This is a genomic window from Ruegeria sp. BHSB064 (assembly GCF_059613205.1).
This window is the reverse complement of sequence record NZ_JBXWSB010000004.1, coordinates 69,712-88,810: the sequence shown is the minus strand read 5'-3', so window position 1 is coordinate 88,810 and position 19,099 is coordinate 69,712. Positions and strand designations below refer to the sequence as shown.

The 19,099-nt window shown below is 58.2% G+C and carries 21 protein-coding genes; 12 read left to right on the top strand and 9 right to left on the bottom strand.

What is annotated here, in order from left to right; all coding sequences use genetic code 11:
* The 5 genes from AC2FNU_RS01975 to lpdA all read left to right on the top strand — a co-directional run.
* Positions 1–1,909: 2-oxoglutarate dehydrogenase E1 component (locus AC2FNU_RS01975; RefSeq protein WP_496784462.1), on the top strand; the 1,909-nt coding region annotated here is incomplete at its 5' end.
* Positions 1,910–1,912: 3 nt separating this feature from the next.
* Positions 1,913–3,421 carry a 2-oxoglutarate dehydrogenase complex dihydrolipoyllysine-residue succinyltransferase gene (gene odhB / locus AC2FNU_RS01970; RefSeq protein ID WP_496784461.1) on the top strand — a complete coding sequence of 503 codons (1,509 nt, stop codon included), beginning with the start codon at positions 1,913–1,915 and terminating at the stop codon, positions 3,419–3,421.
* Positions 3,422–3,423: 2 nt separating this feature from the next.
* Positions 3,424–3,693: a hypothetical protein gene (locus AC2FNU_RS01965; RefSeq protein ID WP_496784460.1), complete on the top strand. Its 270-nt coding sequence runs from the start codon at positions 3,424–3,426 to the stop codon at positions 3,691–3,693.
* 85 nt (positions 3,694–3,778) lie between these two features.
* Positions 3,779–4,189, top strand: coding sequence for an MAPEG family protein (locus tag AC2FNU_RS01960; RefSeq protein ID WP_496784459.1), 411 nt, complete (start codon positions 3,779–3,781; stop codon positions 4,187–4,189).
* Between the two features lie 69 nt (positions 4,190–4,258).
* Complete coding sequence (gene lpdA, locus AC2FNU_RS01955) at positions 4,259–5,647, top strand: dihydrolipoyl dehydrogenase (RefSeq protein ID WP_496784458.1); 1,389 nt, start codon at positions 4,259–4,261, stop codon at positions 5,645–5,647.
* Positions 5,648–5,782: 135 nt separating this feature from the next.
* On the opposite strand, the gene AC2FNU_RS01950 is transcribed toward lpdA, so the two are convergent.
* Genes AC2FNU_RS01950 through AC2FNU_RS01935 form a run of 4 tightly spaced genes read right to left on the bottom strand, consistent with a single transcriptional unit; the run spans position 5,783 to position 8,688 of the window.
* Entirely contained in the window at positions 5,783–6,388 is a 606-nt protein-coding gene (locus AC2FNU_RS01950; protein ID WP_496784457.1) for a pyridoxamine 5'-phosphate oxidase family protein, read from the bottom strand.
* Positions 6,375–7,115: a lysophospholipid acyltransferase family protein gene (locus tag AC2FNU_RS01945; protein ID WP_496784456.1), complete on the bottom strand. Its 741-nt coding sequence runs from the start codon at positions 7,113–7,115 to the stop codon at positions 6,375–6,377. Before AC2FNU_RS01945 ends, AC2FNU_RS01950 begins: the two co-directional genes overlap by 14 nt.
* The gene (locus AC2FNU_RS01940; RefSeq protein ID WP_496784455.1) at positions 7,115–8,014 is read right to left on the bottom strand and encodes a cell division protein FtsX; all 900 of its coding nucleotides are present in this window, start codon (positions 8,012–8,014) and stop codon (positions 7,115–7,117) included. Before AC2FNU_RS01940 ends, AC2FNU_RS01945 begins: the two co-directional genes overlap by 1 nt.
* Positions 8,011–8,688 (bottom strand): cell division ATP-binding protein FtsE, encoded by a 678-nt coding sequence (locus AC2FNU_RS01935; RefSeq protein ID WP_496784454.1) that lies wholly within the window; start codon positions 8,686–8,688, stop codon positions 8,011–8,013. Before AC2FNU_RS01935 ends, AC2FNU_RS01940 begins: the two co-directional genes overlap by 4 nt.
* Before the next feature lie 181 nt (positions 8,689–8,869).
* Here AC2FNU_RS01935 and AC2FNU_RS01930 point away from each other — a divergent pair, with 181 nt between their 5' ends.
* The gene (locus AC2FNU_RS01930; protein ID WP_496784453.1) at positions 8,870–9,595 is read left to right on the top strand and encodes a zinc-ribbon domain-containing protein; all 726 of its coding nucleotides are present in this window, start codon (positions 8,870–8,872) and stop codon (positions 9,593–9,595) included.
* Between the two features lie 2 nt (positions 9,596–9,597).
* Here the strand turns inward: AC2FNU_RS01930 and AC2FNU_RS01925 are convergent, their stop codons facing one another.
* The 5 genes from AC2FNU_RS01925 to argH form a co-directional block, all read right to left on the bottom strand.
* A complete protein-coding gene (locus AC2FNU_RS01925) occupies positions 9,598–12,090 on the bottom strand; it encodes a TIGR02302 family protein (RefSeq protein ID WP_496784467.1) in 2,493 nt (830 codons plus the stop codon).
* Positions 12,091–12,180: 90 nt separating this feature from the next.
* Positions 12,181–13,446 (bottom strand): diaminopimelate decarboxylase, encoded by a 1,266-nt coding sequence (lysA, locus tag AC2FNU_RS01920; RefSeq protein WP_496784452.1) that lies wholly within the window; start codon positions 13,444–13,446, stop codon positions 12,181–12,183.
* Between the two features lie 62 nt (positions 13,447–13,508).
* A complete protein-coding gene (locus tag AC2FNU_RS01915; protein WP_496784451.1) occupies positions 13,509–13,664 on the bottom strand; it encodes a hypothetical protein in 156 nt (51 codons plus the stop codon).
* 86 nt (positions 13,665–13,750) lie between these two features.
* Positions 13,751–13,948 (bottom strand): hypothetical protein, encoded by a 198-nt coding sequence (locus AC2FNU_RS01910; RefSeq protein ID WP_496784450.1) that lies wholly within the window; start codon positions 13,946–13,948, stop codon positions 13,751–13,753.
* Positions 13,948–15,336 (bottom strand): argininosuccinate lyase, encoded by a 1,389-nt coding sequence (gene argH / locus AC2FNU_RS01905; protein WP_496784449.1) that lies wholly within the window; start codon positions 15,334–15,336, stop codon positions 13,948–13,950. Before argH ends, AC2FNU_RS01910 begins: the two co-directional genes overlap by 1 nt.
* Before the next feature lie 21 nt (positions 15,337–15,357).
* Between argH and AC2FNU_RS01900 the strand changes: the two genes are divergently transcribed.
* The 6 genes from AC2FNU_RS01900 (at position 15,358) to AC2FNU_RS01875 (ending at position 18,984) form a co-directional block, all read left to right on the top strand.
* A complete protein-coding gene (locus AC2FNU_RS01900; protein ID WP_496784448.1) occupies positions 15,358–15,924 on the top strand; it encodes a TlpA disulfide reductase family protein in 567 nt (188 codons plus the stop codon).
* Positions 15,925–16,014: 90 nt separating this feature from the next.
* Positions 16,015–16,344 (top strand): hypothetical protein, encoded by a 330-nt coding sequence (locus AC2FNU_RS01895; protein WP_496784447.1) that lies wholly within the window; start codon positions 16,015–16,017, stop codon positions 16,342–16,344.
* 59 nt (positions 16,345–16,403) lie between these two features.
* Positions 16,404–16,790 carry a hypothetical protein gene (locus AC2FNU_RS01890; protein WP_496784446.1) on the top strand — a complete coding sequence of 129 codons (387 nt, stop codon included), beginning with the start codon at positions 16,404–16,406 and terminating at the stop codon, positions 16,788–16,790.
* A complete protein-coding gene (locus tag AC2FNU_RS01885) occupies positions 16,787–17,758 on the top strand; it encodes a sterol desaturase family protein (RefSeq protein ID WP_496784445.1) in 972 nt (323 codons plus the stop codon). Before AC2FNU_RS01890 ends, AC2FNU_RS01885 begins: the two co-directional genes overlap by 4 nt.
* Before the next feature lie 92 nt (positions 17,759–17,850).
* On the top strand, positions 17,851–18,039 hold the full coding sequence (locus tag AC2FNU_RS01880; RefSeq protein ID WP_496784444.1) for a hypothetical protein: 189 nt from the start codon (positions 17,851–17,853) through the stop codon (positions 18,037–18,039).
* A 111-nt stretch (positions 18,040–18,150) separates the two neighbouring features.
* Complete coding sequence (locus AC2FNU_RS01875) at positions 18,151–18,984, top strand: EAL domain-containing protein (protein WP_496784443.1); 834 nt, start codon at positions 18,151–18,153, stop codon at positions 18,982–18,984.
* The last annotated feature ends 115 nt before the right edge of the window (positions 18,985–19,099 follow it).

Here is a 19,099-nt window from a genome sequence, read left to right as displayed (position 1 = left end):
GTCGCTGACCGCCAACCCCTCGCACCTCGAGGCGGTGAACCCGGTGGTTCTGGGCAAGGTCCGCGCCAAACAGGATCAGCTTGGTGACACGGATCGCACCAAAGTTATGGCCATTCTGCTGCATGGCGACGCAGCCTTTGCCGGTCAGGGTGTCGTGGCCGAAGGGTTTGGTCTGTCTGGTCTGCGCGGTCACAAGACCGGCGGCACCATGCATATCGTGGTAAACAACCAGATCGGCTTTACCACGGCCCCGCACTTCTCGCGCTCGAGCCCTTATCCGACGGATATCGCTTTGATGGTTGAAGCGCCGATTTTCCACGTGAACGGGGATGACCCCGAGGCGGTGGTACATGCCGCCAAGGTGGCGACCGAGTTCCGTCAAAAGTTCCACAAGGACGTGGTTCTGGATATCTTCTGCTATCGCCGGTTTGGTCACAACGAGGGCGATGAGCCCATGTTCACCAACCCGATCATGTACAAAAAGATCAAAACGCACAAAACCACGCTGTCCCTGTACACCGAGCGTTTGGTCAAAGATGGCCTGATCCCTGAAGGTGAAATCGAGGACATGAAGGCCGCCTTCCAGGCGCATCTGAACGACGAGTTCGAGGCCGGAAAAGATTATAAGCCCAACAAGGCCGACTGGCTGGATGGGCGCTGGTCGCATCTGGACAAGAACAAAGAAGAATACATGCGCGGTGAAACCGCCATCACGCCGGACACGCTGGCCGAGGTCGGAAACGCCCTGACCCGTGCCCCCAGCGACTTTGCCTTACACAAAACCGTCGGGCGTCTTCTGGACCACAAAAAGCAGATGTTTGAATCCGGTGTAGGCTTTGACTGGGCCACAGGTGAGGCGCTGGCCTTCGGGTCTCTGCTAACGGAAGGATACCCGGTGCGTCTGGCCGGGCAGGACGCCACGCGCGGTACATTCAGCCAGCGCCATTCGGGATTCATCCATCAAGAAACCGAAGAGCGGTATTACCCGCTGAACAACATTCGTGCAGGGCAGTCGCAATACGAAGTGATCGACTCGATGCTGTCCGAATATGCGGTTCTTGGGTTTGAATACGGCTATTCGCTTGCCGAACCTAATGCCCTGGTCCTCTGGGAAGCGCAGTTTGGCGATTTCGCCAACGGCGCGCAGATCATGTTTGACCAGTTCATCAGCTCGGGTGAATCAAAGTGGCTGCGGATGTCCGGTCTGGTGACACTGCTGCCGCACGGGTTCGAAGGCCAAGGCCCCGAACACTCGTCAGCACGTCTGGAACGGTTCCTGCAAATGTGCGGTCAGGACAACTGGATCGTGGCGAACTGCACCACGCCCGCAAACTATTTCCACATTCTGCGTCGGCAGCTGCACCGCACCTTCCGCAAGCCGCTGATCCTTGTGACACCCAAGTCATTGCTGCGCCACAAACTGGCCGTCAGCACCGCCGAGGATTTCACCACCGGCTCCAGCTTTCACCGGGTGCTGTGGGATGACGCGCAAAAGGGCAACTCGGACACAAAGTTGGTCGCTGATGACAAGATCAAGCGCGTAGTCCTGTGCTCGGGCAAGGTGTATTATGACCTGCTGGAAGAACGTGACGCGCGTGGCATCGACGACATCTATCTGCTGCGGATCGAGCAATACTATCCCTTCCCCGCCCACTCTCTGATCAACGAGCTTGAGCGGTTCAAAGGGGCCGAGATGGTCTGGTGTCAGGAAGAGCCCAAAAACCAGGGGGCCTGGTCCTTTATTGAACCCAATATCGAATGGGTTCTGACCCGGATCGGCGCAAAACACAAACGTCCGGTCTATGCCGGGCGCGCAACATCGGCCTCGCCCGCGACGGGTCTGGCCAGCCAACACAAAGCCCAACAAGAAGCGCTGGTTAACGAAGCGCTGAGCATCGAAGGAAAGTAAGCGATGACGATTGAAGTTCGTGTTCCCACGCTTGGCGAGTCGGTCACCGAAGCCACTGTTGCAACATGGTTCAAGAAACCCGGCGATGCGGTCGCCGTGGACGAGATGCTGTGTGAGCTGGAAACTGACAAGGTTACGGTTGAAGTGCCTTCTCCCTCTGCTGGTTTAATGGCAGAGATTGTGGCCGCCGAAGGCGACACTGTTGGAGTTGATGCTCTGCTGGCGACAATTACAGCTGGAGAAGGCGCAGCCCCGGCTCCGACGGCAGCAGCGGCCCCGGCTGCCGCGCCCGCTGCTGCGGGCGGGTCCGTTGATGTGATGGTGCCCACACTTGGGGAATCCGTCACGGAAGCCACCGTTTCCACATGGTTCAAGCAAGTTGGCGACAGCGTCGCGCAGGACGAAATGCTGTGTGAACTGGAAACCGACAAAGTCTCGGTCGAGGTTCCGGCCCCGGCTGCGGGTGTTCTGGCAGAAATCGTTGCACCTGAAGGCGCAACTGTGGATGCAACCGCGAAACTGGCCGTAATCTCTGGCGCGGCAGCGGGTGCTGCACCCGCCCCGGCGGCGGCAGCTGCGGCCCCTGCTGCGGCAAGCACCGGCAAGGACGTGGCAAATGCACCGTCCGCCGAGAAGGCCATGGCCGAGGCTGGTTTGTCCGCCGATCAGGTCGCTGGTACCGGTCGCGATGGTCGCATCATGAAGGAAGACGTGGCAAAGGCTGTCGCTACGGCGGCGGCCCCGGCACCAGCGGCGGCTGCGCCCGCGCCTGTTTCTCAGGCTCCGCGCGCACCTGTTGCCGCCGAAGACGAAGCCCGCGAAGAACGCGTGCGTATGACCCGTCTGCGCCAGACCATCGCCAAACGCCTGAAGGATGCGCAAAACACGGCCGCGATCCTAACCACCTATAATGAGGTGGACATGACCGAGGTGATGGCCCTGAGGAACCAGTACAAGGACCAGTTCGAGAAGAAACACGGCGTTCGCCTTGGCTTTATGTCTTTCTTCACCAAGGCCTGCTGCCATGCGCTGAAGGAAGTGCCTGAGGTGAATGCCGAGATTGACGGCAATGACATCGTCTACAAAAACTTCGTCCACATGGGCGTCGCTGCAGGTACACCGCAAGGTCTGGTGGTTCCGGTCATCCGCGATGCAGACAGCATGTCCTTTGCCGCGATTGAAAAAGCCATCGCCGAGAAAGGCAAACGCGCCCGCGACGGCAAGCTGAGCATGGCCGAAATGCAAGGCGGCACCTTCACCATCTCGAATGGCGGTGTCTATGGCTCGTTGATGTCCTCGCCGATCCTAAACCCTCCGCAATCGGGTATTCTGGGGATGCACAAGATTCAGGACCGTCCGATGGTCATCAATGGTGAGATCAAGATCCGCCCAATGATGTATCTGGCCCTGTCCTATGACCACCGGATCGTCGATGGCAAAGGAGCGGTGACGTTCCTGGTTCGCGTAAAAGAGGCGCTGGAAGACCCGCGCCGCCTGCTTATGGATCTGTAATCATGGCAACACATGTACTCTGGCAAGCCGATGTGGCCGATTTTGACGTCTGGCTGAAAGTGTTCAACGAGGACCGCAAGATGCGTGAGGCCGCGGGTATCCGCGACCTCCATATCTGGCGCGACCCTGATCAGAAAGATCATGCCGTGGCATTGTTCGAAATCACCGATTTGGAGCGTGCGCAGAATTTTATCGAGTCAGAAGAGCTCGCCATGCACCATGAACGTGGCGGCGTGGCGCATATTCAAACCAAAGTTCTGACACCTGTCTGAACGTGACGGCGGAGCGTCAAGGGCGACACGCCTCGGGCACGCGCTCTGCCTTCACACAATTATGCACTCAACACGGCGTCTTGTAATGAACGCAGAACTGACAGCACTGACTATGGCAGCCCTTCTACAGGTTCTGCAGTTTGTCCTTATGGCAGTCCCTGCAAATCTGGAATTGGGTCCGGGTAAAACCATGTCCGCCCGTGACAGGACCAGATTGGGCGGGTCGCTGGAAGATCAGCTCTCGGATGGGACAGGTCGCTTGTATCGGGCCCTCAACAACCATTTCGAAGGCTTGATCCTGTTTGCCATAGCTTGTGTTGTCGTCACGGTTTCAGGCAAAGAAAGCGCTCTGACTGCCACCTGCGCCTGGACCTATCTGGCCGCGCGCGTGTTGTATGTTCCAGCCTACTATTTCGGTTGGAAACCCTGGCGCAGCGTCATTTGGTTCATCGGGTTTCTGGCCACCACCCTTATGCTTTTGGCGGTGCTGTTGTGAGCTCGCCTGTATACACTCTGTTCAGAGGTTCATGCCCTGTGACAGCCCGAATTCTCAAGGAGATCTTCCATGGCAAACTATGACGTTATCGTAATCGGCGCCGGCCCCGGCGGCTATGTCTGCGCCATCCGCTGCGCCCAACTGGGTTTGAAAACCGCCGTGGTCGAAGGGCGTGAGACGCTGGGCGGCACCTGCCTGAACGTGGGATGTATTCCGTCCAAAGCTCTGTTGCATGCCAGCCATCAACTGCACGAGGCAGAGCATAACTTTGCCAAGATGGGTCTTAAGGGCAAAGCGCCTTCGGTCGACTGGAAGCAGATGCAGGCCTACAAGGACGAGGTGATTGAAGGCAACACCAAGGGCATCGAATTCCTGTTCAAGAAGAACAAGATCGACTGGCTGAAGGGCTGGGGTTCCATCCCTGCCGCCGGTCAGGTCAAGGTCGGCGACGAAGTTCACGAGACCAAGAACATCATTATCGCTTCTGGCTCTGAACCGTCTTCGCTGCCGGGCGTCGAAGTAGACGAGAAAGTCGTTGTGACCTCGACCGGTGCATTGTCACTGGGCAAGATCCCGAAGAAAATGGTTGTCATCGGCGCGGGCGTGATCGGGCTTGAGCTGGGCTCTGTCTACAGCCGTCTGGGGTCCGAGGTAACGGTGATTGAATTCCTCAAGGAAATCACGCCGGGTATGGACCCCGAAGTGCAAAAGACGTTCCAGCGCATCCTCAAAAAACAGGGCCTGACGTTTGTGATGGGTGCTGCTGTTCAAAAGACCGAAGCGACCAAAACCAAAGCCAAAGTCACCTACAAGCTGCTGAAGGATAACAGCGAGCACGTGATCGATGCCGATACCGTTCTGGTCGCCACTGGGCGCAAGCCGTATTCCGACGGTTTAGGGCTGGACGCCTTGGGTGTTGAGATGACCCAGCGCGGCCAGATCAAGGTGGGTTCCGACTGGCAGACCAACGTGCCCGGGATCTATGCCATCGGCGACGTGACCGAAGGTCCGATGCTGGCGCATAAGGCCGAAGACGAAGGCATGGCTGCTGCAGAGCAGGTTGCAGGCAAACATGGGCATGTAAACTACGGCGTTATTCCCGGCGTAATCTACACATGGCCCGAAGTTGCAAATGTAGGTGAGACCGAAGCAACGCTGAAGGAACAAGGGCGCGCCTATAAAGTCGGCAAGTTCATGTTCATGGGCAATGGCCGCGCCAAGGCTAATTTTGCCTCGGACGGGTTCGTAAAAATCCTCGCCGACAAGGAAACAGACCGCATTCTTGGGGCTCACATCATTGGCCCGGCTGCGGGTGATCTGATTCATGAGGTCTGTGTTGCGATGGAGTTCGGTGCTTCGGCAGAAGATCTCGCCCTGACCTGCCACGCGCACCCAACCTATTCAGAGGCCGTGCGCGAAGCCGCGCTGGCATGCGGTGACGGACCAATACACTCCTGATCCGACATCTGTGAGGCCGGAGTATTGCGAGGCTCTGCCTCGCGCTCCGAGGTATTTTGAGCCAGATGAACAGGGGATTCCGATTTTATCTGGCTCATCGTATTTCAGGGCCGGTTTGGCGGTGCAGAACCACAGTTACCACATGGTTTTCCGGGCGCGTCCATTCCATTCCGCATCATAATGCGCGCCACCTTCGTCTCCGCCGGACGCTTCGGCAAGCAGCTCTCCTGCCGTTGGAAGCTGCGCGCTTTCATCCTCGCTGGTCCAGGTCCGGGCCCGCATCAAAGCGCGTGCGCATTGGCTGTAAATTTCGCTGATCTGAATCAAAATAACGGTCGCGGGGCGCTTGCCATGTTTTTCAAATCGGGCACGCAGCTCTTCGTCAGCCGTCAGTTTTGCGGTTCCGTTCAATCGAATGACCGTATTCGATCCGGGCACGAAAAACATCAATGAAACACGCGGGTCGCGCACGATATTCCGCAGGGAATCCAAGCGGTTGTTGCCGCGCCAATCTGGCATGGCCAGTGTGCTTGGGCCCAACTCCAGCACAACCGGGCCATCATCGCCACGTGGGCTGCCGTCCACGCCTTCCGGGCCGACAGTGCTGAGCACACAGAGGCGCGACGTCATAATCCACTTGCGATACAGAGGCGTCAGTTGGTGAACGACTTTACGCAAAGATGGCGCGCCGGGCTTGCCGTAAAGCGTCTCCAGCGTTGCAATGTCGTCAATGATGTCCATCAGGATCAAACCCCACTTCGCGCATCAGGCTGTTCGAGCGCGTCTCAATGACGTTTTCCAACCGTTCAAGGAAATCGTCGCGCGCTACACCCGGCTCGATCGGGTCCAGAAATTCCACGATTGCGAGGCCGGGTTTGCGCATGACCCCGGTCCGGGGCCAGAATACACCGGCATTTGTCGCCACTGGCACACAGGGGAACCCGAGACCTTCATAAAGAACGGCTGTACCGATCTTGTACGGTTTCTTAACCCCTGGTGCGACGCGCGTGCCTTGAGGGTAGATCACCAGTTGCCCGGGTTCTGAGAACTCTTTGGCCACATCCTTGACCATCTTTGCAACCGCTGCGCCGCGCTTGCCGCGATTGACCGGAATACAACCAAGCCGACGGGCATACATTCCGATAACCGGTGTAAACAGAAGTTCACGTTTCATGATGAACTTACCATGCGGGATCGCATTGAAGATCATAATGATATCAAGGAACGACTGATGCTTGGCACCAACAACCACTTCGTTGGTTGGCGCGGTGCCCCGAACCTCGCACCGGATACCCACCATCCAGCGTGCCAGCCACATGGTACTGCGGGCATAGGTCTTGCACGCTTTCAGCGCCCCACGTTTCGAGAACAGGGCATAGGGCAGAAACACAATGCCAAGGATCAGCATCCAGGCGTAGATTGCGATCATGAAGACCAAAGAGCGCACCCACTGAACGGCTTTGAACATCAGGAAAGCTCCTTCAACTTGCGTCGGGCCGCAGCCCATGTGGCGAAAAAGGCGACAGCCGCGCCGAGTATTGGGATGAGAATCGGCAGCACCCAGTCTGTGCCCTGAAAGCCAACCCCGGTCAGAAAGCCGCCCGCATCCGAGGCTTCGGGCAGCAACAGAACGCCCGTCATGCCCAACAGAGTTCCAACAAAAGCACCGAAAAAGGCGCGATAGGTAAAGCGCCGGACAAATGCCCCCGCGATAAAGCCATCCCGCGCGCCGACCAGACGCAACACTTCGATGATCTGAGCATTCGCCGCCAGAGATGCGTTTGCCGCAAGTGTAATCATGGCGGCGGTTGCTCCTCCGATCAGCAGGATCGAGATCCACCCCAAACGCCGCAGAGACATCGCCGCCTCGACAAGAGGTTCACGCCATCGCGTGTGATCATCCAGCACCGCGCCCGGTACTTCAGCTCCCAGACGCAAACGCAGGCCCATCACGTCCATTCCCGGTTCACCTTCGGTGATTTCGATGAGCTGCGGGATGGGCAACGTATCCAAAGGCAGGTCTGGTCCGAACCAAGGTGACAGCAATGCGGCCTGTTCCTCGGCGCTCAAGGCACGTGCCGACGCAACGCCGGGCGTTTGGCTGAGCACCGTCAGCGCGGCTTCGGTCTGCGCGGCAAGCTGCTCTGCGGGGGCATTGATCCTCAGGGTTGCGGCCCCCGCCAGTTCCGAGGCCCAGCGGTCGGCAATCCGGCCAGACGCAAGCGCCAAAGCCAGTGCAAACACCACCAAAAACGCCATGGCTCCGGCAACAAACAAAGTCAGATGAGCGGTGTATCCGGTTGGGGGAACAACGCGGTTCGCCCGCGAATCGCCGCGCAGAAGGGTGCTTACTTCGGGACCGGTCATAGGTCGGCCCCCGCCAGATGCAGCTTGCGTTGAGAAATCCGCAGCACGCGTGCCTGAACCTGACTTTTGGCCGCGCGGATCAGGCTCATGTCATGGGTTGCGATTAATACTGTCTTGCCCATCCTGTTCAACTCGATCAGCAGGCGCAGAAGGCGTTGGGACATTTCCCAATCCACATTGCCCGTGGGCTCGTCCGCCAGCACCACATCGGGCGACAGGATCACAGCGCGCGCCAAAGCAGCGCGTTGGCGCTCACCGCCGGACAATTCAGGCGGGTGTGCTTCAAGCCGCGCGCCAAGCCCCACCCAACTGAGCAATTCGTTCAGATTGTCCTGTTCTGACGATTCAGATCGCCCGGACACCATCAGCGGCAGGGCAACGTTTTCCGCAAGCGTCATATGGTCCAGAAATTGACAATCCTGGTGCACGACGCCGACACGACGCCGCAGCACCGCCAACTGATCCCGGTCAAGGGCGGAAATGTCCTGATCAAATACGCTCAGACGCCCCGAGGTTGGCAGCAGGGCACCATAACACAGTTTGAGCAGCGTAGTTTTGCCCGCCCCGGACGGGCCGGTCAGAAAGTGAAACGACCCCGGCTGCAATTGAACCGAGACGTCGCTCAGCAACTCGCCGCCACCATAGGTGTAGCTGACATTTTCCAGCTCGATCACACGTGCCCCCTTTATTTGCCGCTCTTCTTGCCCGAGCAGGGTGGCGGATTCAATGGCTCTACCGAGTCCAATTGGTGACACTTGGCCCATGAAACCGAAAACGCCCTTTGCTGACGGGTCTTAACGGAATATCATCCCTGAAAAAACTATTATCGGCCCATCGCCCGGCCGAGGAGGCAGCATGCGTCTTACATGTCCGAATTGCGGTGCGCAGTACGAAGTTCCTGATGAGGTTATTCCCGAGGAAGGTCGCGACGTGCAGTGTTCCAACTGCGATCAGACCTGGTTTCAGCCGAAGCACCCTGAAGCACCTGTAACCGCGCCGGTTGAAGACGCCGAAGCACCGGAGCAGGAACAAGAAAAGGAACAGGTTGAAGCAGCTGACAAGCCGACGGAAGAGCCTGAGACCAAAGAACAGGTCGCTCCTGACGTTGCGGACGCAGCGGCATCTACAGGCAACGTCGATCCGTCGGTCGCCAACATTCTGAAAGAAGAAGCGGCGCGCGAGGCGGAGTTGCGTGCGCAAGAAGGCAGCAACCTGGAAAGCCAGCCCGATTTGGGATTGGATCAACCGCCGGAGCCCAAGGTCAAACCCAAGCGGCCAGCCGCCTCGGAAACCGCTGTCGACGCTGGTCAAAAAGATGCGCTTCCGGATGTCGAGGCGATCAATTCCAGTATGCGCACGACCGAGGCGGAAGATACGGAACCCGCCCCGCGCAAATCAGGCGGATTCCTGCGCGGATTTGCGCTGATGCTGATCATCGGTGTGGTTCTGTATCTGATCTACGGCAACGCGCAGCAAATCGGTGAAGCCGTGCCACAGGCCGACCCGCTGCTCAGCTCATATGTATCCTTGGTGGATCAGGCCCGCATCTGGCTTGAAGCTCAGGCCGGCGCTCAGAACTGAAGTTAAAACCGCTCCAACAGACGCTTGAGGTATTCCAGCTCAATCTCGGGGCGGTCCGTTTCTCCGGTCCGGCGGCGGATTTCATCCAGCAACTCACGCGCGCGACGATAGACATCTTCACCTTGTAGAAGGTTTTCATCAGTCGAAATCGAACCACCGGCCCCTGGGTTACGGCCCAGAGGATCGCGGTTGTTGGCTTGTGCCTCACCTTCCTGCGTGCCCTGACCCGGCTGGTTTTGCTGGTTCTGGGCCATGGCCTCTCCCAGTGAACGCATCCCCTCGCGTAGCGCTTCCATCGCTTCCGACTGGCGATCGATGGCCTCGGCCAGATCGTCCCCGCGCAGGGCTTGTTCCGCCTCGTCCATGGCGCGACCGGCGCGGCCAAGTGCATCCCGGGCCGCGTCCCCTTCAGGTGTACCGGCACCCGGCAAATTCTGTTGCTGGCGGTTCAGTTCATTGCGCAGGGCCTGCTGACGGTCCGCCAGTGATCCTTGACCCTGCTCGCCCTCTCCGGCCTGATCCGAGCCTTGGCCCTGACCACCCTGGCCTTCGTGGCTTTGCCCCCGGCCAAGCCCGCCATTGCGGCCTTCATTGCCCTGGCTTTCACCGGATTGCGCACCGGGGTTGAACTGTTCCTGCAAGTCGCGGAATGCCTGATCGCTCAGACCTTGCTGTTCGCGCAGGGTTTCAGCCAGACCTTCCATCGCTTGCTGCCCTTCGGACTGTTGGCCTTGCCCCTGGCCTTGGGTCACCCGCATGTTTTCCATCATCTGCTGGAACTCTTCCAGCGCCTGCTGGGCCTCGGCCATGCGGCCTTGTTCCATCAGTTCTTGAATGCGATCCATCATGCGTTGCAGGTCATCCTGCGTCATCTGCAGGGATTCACCGCTCTGTCCGGGCTGGTTTTCGCCTTCCTGACCATTCTGCTGAGCAAGACGTTGTAGCTGCTGCAGGTAATCCTGCGTCGCTTCGCGAAGCTCTTGCATAAGCTCAGCGATTTCTTCATCACTGGCCCCGTTCTGCATTGCTTCGGTCAAACGCTCTTGTGCGCGCCGCATCCGTTCCAGAGCATCCGCCAGGGTGCCGTCTTCGATCAACACAGCCAGATCCCACAAGGCTTGCGCGATTTCTTCCTGCTGCTCCGAATTCAGCGCTCCGTAGGTCTGGAAGGCTTCCAGCCGCCGTAAGGCCACCCGCAAACGCAGGTAAGCAGTGTCCGACCGGAACAGATCCTGTGGCAGATGAGAGACCGCCCGCAACAACTGCGACACGCGCGGCGCATTGGACCGCGACCAAAGCAGATCACGCCGCTGTTCGATCACCGCCGCCGCCAGTGGATCAAAGAATCGACGGGCCGGCAACGCAGTCATAAATGGCTCGGACGCCGACTGCTGATCAGCCGCATCCACGGCCATCAATGTGATCTTCACCGGCAAGTGCGCCCAGGGGTGTTGCGAAAAATCTTCGATCAGATCTTCGCTGAAATCCGCGCGGTCGCCGGTGATGGGCATCGGCAATTCGATCTCAATCACCTCGCGCGGTTCGGGCTTGATCGTCAGACCATGACGGCGTTCGACCGACGCCAGATCCAGCTCGATCCGGGCCGAGCCCGAGACCACGCCATAGTCGTCGCTGGCAACAAAAGGCAGCTTAATTTGCCCGCCCGCTTCTGCCTTGGCGGACCCGGCAACAGCGATCTTCGGTGTTGCATCGTCGATGACCTGCACGGCCCATTCACGGCCAGCAGGGCCTTCGATACGCATCTGTCCAGAACGTTCGGCCACAAATTCCTGTTCGGGATCGGTTGCGGCCTGAGTGCCCACCACCGAGCTGTTTTCGGTCAGGCTATGTGCGCCGACCTCACCATACATCCGCAACGTAATGCGGCTGCCTTTCGGGACTGAAAGCTCAGTATCGGCTTGATCCGCAAGATACAGCGTTGGCAGGCCCGTGTATCTCGGGGGCTCCACCCACCCTTCCCAGGTCGGGCCTTGCCCCGCATCCGCGCTGCCCGGCGCCATATCGGCCACCGATCCAACGCGCCACAACGAGCCGAACAGGATCGCCACCACAAAAGCCAACAGCGCAGCATAGCGTAATGCATAGGGGTCACGTGACGCCAGCCGCAGGTCAGGCTTGGCAGGTGCAGCAGCTGCGGCGCGCTGCGCCATCCGGTCTTTATGAGCTTGCCACAGCGCGACCGAATCCTGATCTGTGGACCCAATCGCCTGATCATCCAAAAGGGCTTGGATCGGACGACCCGGCAATGTCTCGTCCAACCGCATCAGCGCATCCGCACGAGACGGTAGGCTGACTCTTCTCAGCCCCCAAACACCCGCAACGACAATTGAAATCAACGACAGCGCACCTGCGCCCCAAACGACCTCAACGGCAAATTGGTCTTGCAGACCCAGCATCAGCGCCGCAAGCAGAACCATGAGGATCGAGAACAGCGGCCAGAACGCCCGCAATACCTGTTCAGCCACCATGCCCATGTGGGTCAACCACAAGGACAGGCGCGGAATCGGCAGGTTTGATCTGTTGGTCAAGGCGGGCCTCCGGGTTGGGCCCGCGCGGTTATCGCATCAGAGCCACGAAGGTATGGTATCGCGGTTTATGATTTCGTCAAAGCTTGGCCGTTCACGAATGACTGCAAATTGATCACCATTGACCAGAACTTCGGGGATCAGAGGGCGCGTGTTGTATTCGCTGGCCATAACCGCACCATAGGCTCCGGCGCTGCGGAAGGCGATCAGATCGCCCGGATTCAAAGGCGGCATGTTGCGTTGCTTGGCAAAGGTATCACCCGATTCGCACACGGGACCCACGATGTCATAGGGTTGCTGTTCAACCCCAGCTGCCGGTTCCTGCACCGCGACGATGTCATGATGTGCCTCGTACATCGCCGGGCGGATCAGATCGTTCATGGCCCCGTCGAGGATCAGAAAGTCCCGTCCTTCGCCCGATTTCACGTAAATCACCTTGCTAACCATCAACCCGGCATTGCCCGCGATCAGGCGGCCCGGCTCGATTTCGATCTCGCAGCCCAGATGGCCGAGTGTTTTCTTGATCAGGGCTCCGTATTCCACCGGCAATGGCGGCGCGTCATTCGAGCGGGTGTAGGGGATGCCCAACCCGCCACCCAGGTCGAGGCGGCGAATATTGTGACCTTCAGCGCGCAACTGTTCTGTCAGCTCTGCAACCTTGGTATAGGCCAGCTCGAACGGCTCAAGCTCGGTCAATTGCGAACCGATATGGACGTCGATCCCGATCACCTCCAAGCCCGGCAGGCTGGCGGCATGGGCATAGACCTCGGAGACGCGTGCAATCGGAATGCCAAATTTGTTTTCGGACTTGCCGGTTGCGATCTTGGCGTGGGTCTTGGCATCCACGTCCGGGTTCACCCGAACGGTGATCGGGGCGACAACGCCCAGCTCCAACGCAACAGCGTTGATCACTTCCATCTCAGGCTCGGATTCGACATTGAACTGACGGATGCCACCGGTCAGCGCTGTCCGAATCTCATCCGCCGTTTTACCAACACCCGAGAAGACGATCTTGTCGCCCGGAACACCTGCGGCTTTGGCACGCAGATATTCCCCGCCCGAAACCACATCCATCCCCGCGCCCGCCTGCGCCAGTGTTTTCAGAATGGCCTGGTTGCTGGCCGCCTTCATCGCATAGCAGACCAGATGATCGGTACCCTCAAGCGCGTCATCAAACAGCTTGAAATGCCGCAGCAAAGTTGCCGTCGAATAGACGTAAAAGGGGGTTCCGACCGCTGCAGCGATTTCGGAAACAGGGACATCCTCGGCGAAAAGCGCGCCGTCGCGGTAGAGAAAATGATCCATACCTGCGCGCTTAGACCAGAAGAGGACTGCGGATCAATGGATTCTAAACCCATTGCACCCGTTTAATTTCTGGTTGAAACACCCACGCGGCCATAGCCCGAGATCGAAATGCCACTGCCTGACTGTTTGGGTTCAGCCGCCGGTTCCGGGCGCGGCGTCGTAGATGGGTCGCATGCCGCCAAGGCCGCAAATGCCAGAATCAGTCCTACAAGTCTCATGTCAGTGTCTTTTCGTCGTGAAGTTTGACGCGGTATTGCGCGTGCTCAAGGTGGGGTTTCGGGTCTGGCGATACAATATTAAATGTTCAGAATCCCAGATAGATACCCAGCGGTCCCCGGCTCAGGCCAACGCCCCCGGCGACATAGGCCCCGCCCGAACCCACGCCAATCGTCGCGCTGGCCGTAGGTTGAACTGCCGTTGGCTGGCTCGGCTCTCCATCAGCCCCGCAACCGGCCAAAAGAAGGCCGGATGCCACTAATGCAAGCACACGAACAGCTGTCATCACACCATCGCCTTCCATCGATCGATCTGGGCACGCACCTGATCGGGGGCCGTACCGCCGTAAGACTGGCGCGAGTTTACCGAGTTTTGCACGGTAAGAACAGAATAGACGTCATCGGTGATGGCTGCGTGAACCGATTGCATGTCCTCAAGCGTCAGATCAGGCAGATCGCACCCCTTGCTTTCAGCCATGGCCACCAGCGATCCGGTGACGTGGTGTGCATCGCGGAACGGCAGGCCCAGAACCCGCACCAGCCAGTCAGCCAGATCGGTCGCGGTCGAGAAACCAGACCCCGCAGCCGCAGCCAGGCTGTCTCGGTTGGCGGTCATATCTTTGACCATGCCTTCCATCGCAGCCAGCGCCAGCATCCAGTTGTCGGCAGCGTCAAAAACCTGTTCCTTGTCTTCCTGCATGTCCTTGGAATAGGCCAGCGGCAGGCCCTTCATCACCATCATCAGCGCGGTGTTGGCCCCGTAAATGCGCCCCACCTTGGCGCGGATCAACTCGGCCGCGTCGGGGTTCTTCTTCTGCGGCATGATCGATGAGCCGGTCGAGAACCGGTCGGATAGGGTCACAAACCGGAACTGGGCCGAGGACCAGATCACAAGCTCTTCGGCGAAACGAGACAGGTGGACGGCGCAGATAGACGCGGTCGACAGGAACTCCAACGCGAAATCCCGGTCGCTGACAGCATCCAACGAGTTTGCGGCAGGGCGATCAAAGCCCAGCGCTTCGGCCGTCATGTGACGGTCGATGGGGAACGACGTGCCGGCCAGTGCTGCGGCGCCAAGCGGGGATTCGTTCATACGCGCCCGCGCATCGCGGACACGGCTTAGGTCGCGGCCAAACATCTCGACATAGGCCATCATGTGATGACCCCATGTCACGGGCTGCGCGGTTTGCAGATGGGTGAAGCCGGGCATCACCCAGTCGGCACCAGCCTGGGCCTGCGCCAAAAGCGCGCGGATCAAAGCCAACAGACCACTTTCTGCCGCATCCAGTTGATCGCGCACCCAGAGTTTGAAATCGGTCGCTACCTGATCGTTTCGCGAACGACCTGTGTGCAAACGGCCTGCGGGCTCACCAATCACCTCTTTCAGCCGCGCCTCAACATTCATGTGAATGTCTTCCAAAGCGGTCGAAAACTGAAATTCACCGTTTTGGATTTCTGACAAAACGGTGAGCAGCCCTTCCCGAATAGCTTCGGCGTCACTATCACTTATAACGCCTGTGGCAGCCAGCATGGCGGCATGGGCGCGCGAGCCTGCGATGTCCTGGGCTGCCATCCGCTGATCGAACCCGATCGAGGCATTGATCGCCTCCATGATCGCGTCTGGACCGGCGGCAAAGCGGCCGCCCCACATCTGGTTCGAGGATTGATCGGTCATGTAAGAAAACCCGGAGTTGATATGCGCCTATTTCGTCTGATCCCCCTTTATATGGCCCTTGCGCTGGGTGCAAACGCCGCTTTGGCGACCGATGCGGAAACGCTTGCTCCCCTTCGGGAAGACAGCCTGAAACGCCTGATCCTGCATAAGGAACCCAAACCCGCAAAATCGATCGAGTTCCGGCTGGAAGATGATGGTGGTGTCGGCACGCTGGCGGATTACGAGGGCAAATACGTGCTGCTGAATTTCTGGGCCACATGGTGTGCGCCTTGCCGCAAAGAGATGCCGCAGATCGCAGAGCTTCAGGAAGAGTTCGGAGGCGACAAGTTCCAGGTCCTGACACTGGCCACCGGTCGCAACTCTCCTGCCGGGATCACCAAGTTCTTTGAAGAAAACGGCATCGAAAACCTCCCGCGTCATCAGGACCCAAGCTCAGCTGCTGCACGGGAATTCGGCGTGATCGCGCTGCCCATTACAGTTATTCTGGACCCTGAAGGTCAGGAAATTGCCCGCCTGATCGGCGATGCCGAATGGAACTCGGACAGCGCCAAAGCAATCATTTCGACGCTTGTGGAAGCCAATAGCTGACGCCTGCGCAGCTTTACTTCGTTTGTGCTACACTTGAACCGGCCCAAATGGGCCGGTTTTCGTTTGTAACCTTATGGGAAGGAGGCTGCGATGAAACCGGTGGTTCTATTGATTGGGAAGCTGCCAAACGTGATCGGCGATGTGGCCAGACAACTGGATCACCTGCCGATTCAATGGCTGGGCGCGCATGACACGGATGAAGTCCGAAAGCAGTTGGATGCTGAACCTCGGATCACCTGCGCCATTTTGGGGGCAGGTCTGGATGATACGATACGCGGCGAGATGGTTGGTATCATTGCCACCCGCCGTCCGGATATCTGTATCCATCTCAAGGATCGGGCATCAGGCCCAGATGGGCTGGTGCCCTTTGTCCAACGTGTTGTTCAGTACGAAATCCTGGAACGTCTGGAACGTACCTGACGCAACGCCACCTTTGACAGCCAAAGCATGCCTCAGCAGGGTAGCTGCGGGAGGATGAGATGCCTTTGGAAATTCTATTGGTTTTGGTGGTCGGAGGCATCGCTGGAATCACGTTGCTGCTGCATTTGACGGGACGATCAGAACCCTTTGTGATGACGCCCGAAACCGCGCGTGCGCAATGGTTACGTCATGCACCGGACGACATCATCATTGATGTCACGATCTCGAATGACCGCCACGCGGCACTGGTGCGCACCGAAACCGGTGCTGGGCTGCTATGGTCCTTCGGCGCCGACACCGTGGCCCGGCATTTGCTGGATTTCGATTGGATCGAACGCCCCGAAGGCTTTGAAATCCAGTTTCATGACTTCGGCACCCCTGGCACTCTCATCCGCCTGGACGAAATAGAGCGCGCCCACTGGCGTCACCTGATGGAGCCCGAATGACCGACCAAATCAGTTTCCCCGATGCCGTTCAGTGGGCGGTTCCCTTTTTTGTGGCCGCAATTTTGGCGGAATTTTTGTGGATCGCCGTCAAAGGAAAAGGTGGTCGATACGAAACACGTGATGCCGTCACCTCTCTGATCATGGGCGCAGGCAATATCGCGTCCGGGTTTTTGCTGGGCTTCATCGCCTATGGCTTTTTCATGTGGCTGTGGCAGATCACCCCGCTGGATCTGGGCACGTCGATCCCGGTGATCATTCTGTGCTTTGTGCTGGACGATTTCCGGTACTACTGGGTGCATCGTTTTGGCCATCGCATCCGCTGGGTTTGGGCCAACCACGTCAATCACCACAGCTCACAACATTACAACCTGACCACCGCTTTGCGGCAGCCGTGGACCTATACTTTCACGCTGATGATGGTCGTGCGCGCGCCATTGATCCTGATCGGCTTCCATCCGGCCATGGTTCTGTTTGTCGGCGGGTTAAACCTGATCTATCAGTTCTGGATTCACACCGAGGCTATCGGAAAGATGCCCCGCTGGTTCGAAGCCATTATGAACACGCCCAGCCACCACCGCGCCCATCACGGCCGGAATGCGCGCTATCTGGATTGCAATTATGCGGGTGTCTTCATCATCTGGGACAAGATGTTCGGAACCTTTGTACCCGAGCAAGAGAACGACCGGGTCGATTTCGGACTGGTTCACAATATCGGAACTTTCAACCCGTTGCGCGTGGCCTTTCACGAATGGGTCGGCATCTGGCGTGACGCGACCCAACGCGGTCTGACTTTGCGTCAAAGACTGGCCTACTGTTTTGCCCCGCCCGGATACAGCCACGACGGCAGCCGCGATAACTCGGACCAGATAAAGGCCAAACACCTGGCCCGTCATCCGGAAGATCGCGGAACGCCCGGTTTTGAGCGTTTCGACAAAAAACTGCCCAGTGGGCAGGCAGAGCGTGTGTGAAACAGGCGGTCGTACGCCTGCTGCACTTGAAATTCAGGCTTCATGGTCCATATCGACACTCATCTGTGGTCAAAGAGTGAGCGAGGGTCGGCATGAACCGTTTGGCAGTCATTTCAACCTATGTCGGGTTGTCCGGCCTTGTACTCGCAATGATCGCAGCCTTGAACAGCGCCTCGCCAGTATGGATCGCTATGGGCTTTGCGCTGATGATGTCAGGTGCCATAGGAGCTGTGTTGAGCGCAGCAACGTCCTTGGCCCGAGCCAGGAACGCTTCACGGTAATTCCACAATCTGCTATCTCTTTAACCGCAGATTCATCTGTTTCCCCCGAAACTGTGTCGAAACACCTGCCCCGGACAATTCCCTGGTTCCGGGCCCATGGGAGTCGGCACAATGGGAACCGAAGAAATTGCTAACCTGCCGGATGGATCTGACAGCCCGCTGAACGCCGCTGTGTCGACCCGAGATCGTTCTATTGTTCAAATGGCAACAGACGCGGTGAAACACAAACAGTGCAAGCTGGCTTTCCAGCCTGTCGTTCAGGCGCACCGTCCACATGGTATCGCATTCTATGAAGGGTTCATTCGTGTAATGGATGAAACGGGGCGGGTGATCCCAGCGCGCGAGTTCATGCCGCAACTCGAAAACACCCCGATTGGCAGGGATCTGGATTGCGTTGCGCTGGAGTTCGGGTTGCGAACGTTGGTGAGGAACCCGGAAATCAGGCTATCGATCAATATGTCCGCCCGCTCGATCGGGTATTCCAGATGGTCGGCAACACTTGATCGGTTCCTAAATCGGGACGTTTCGGTGGGCGAGCGGCTGATCCTTGAGATTTCGGAAAGCTCGGCCATGCAAGTGCCGGAACTGGTGATCGATTTCATGGACCGCCTGCAAGATCGTGGCATCGCCTTTGCCTTGGACGATTTCGGTGCCAGTAGTTTTTGCTTTCGCCATTTTCGCGAGTTCTTGTTCGATGCCGCAAAGATTGATGGGCAGTTTGTCAGAGGCATCAGCAACAATCCTGACAATCAGACGCTGGTGCGTGCTCTGATCGCTGTCGCCCGTGAATTTGAAATTCTGGTCACCGCCGAATCGGTTGAAACACAGGAAGATGCAGCGTTTTTAGCGTCCAGCGGTGTGGATTGTATGCAAGGATACCTGTTTGGTGCACCCAGTGTCACCGCCCCCTGGAAGCAGGAAAGGCGTTCAAAAACAGGAAGTTGACCTTGCGTCAATCAGCAAACACCCTCCATTTTTGACGCTGAGACAAGCTGTCCGTTGCTGCAACTGCAGCACTACGCTATTGCATGGGTACTTGAGCGGGGAACACGGGGCGCTC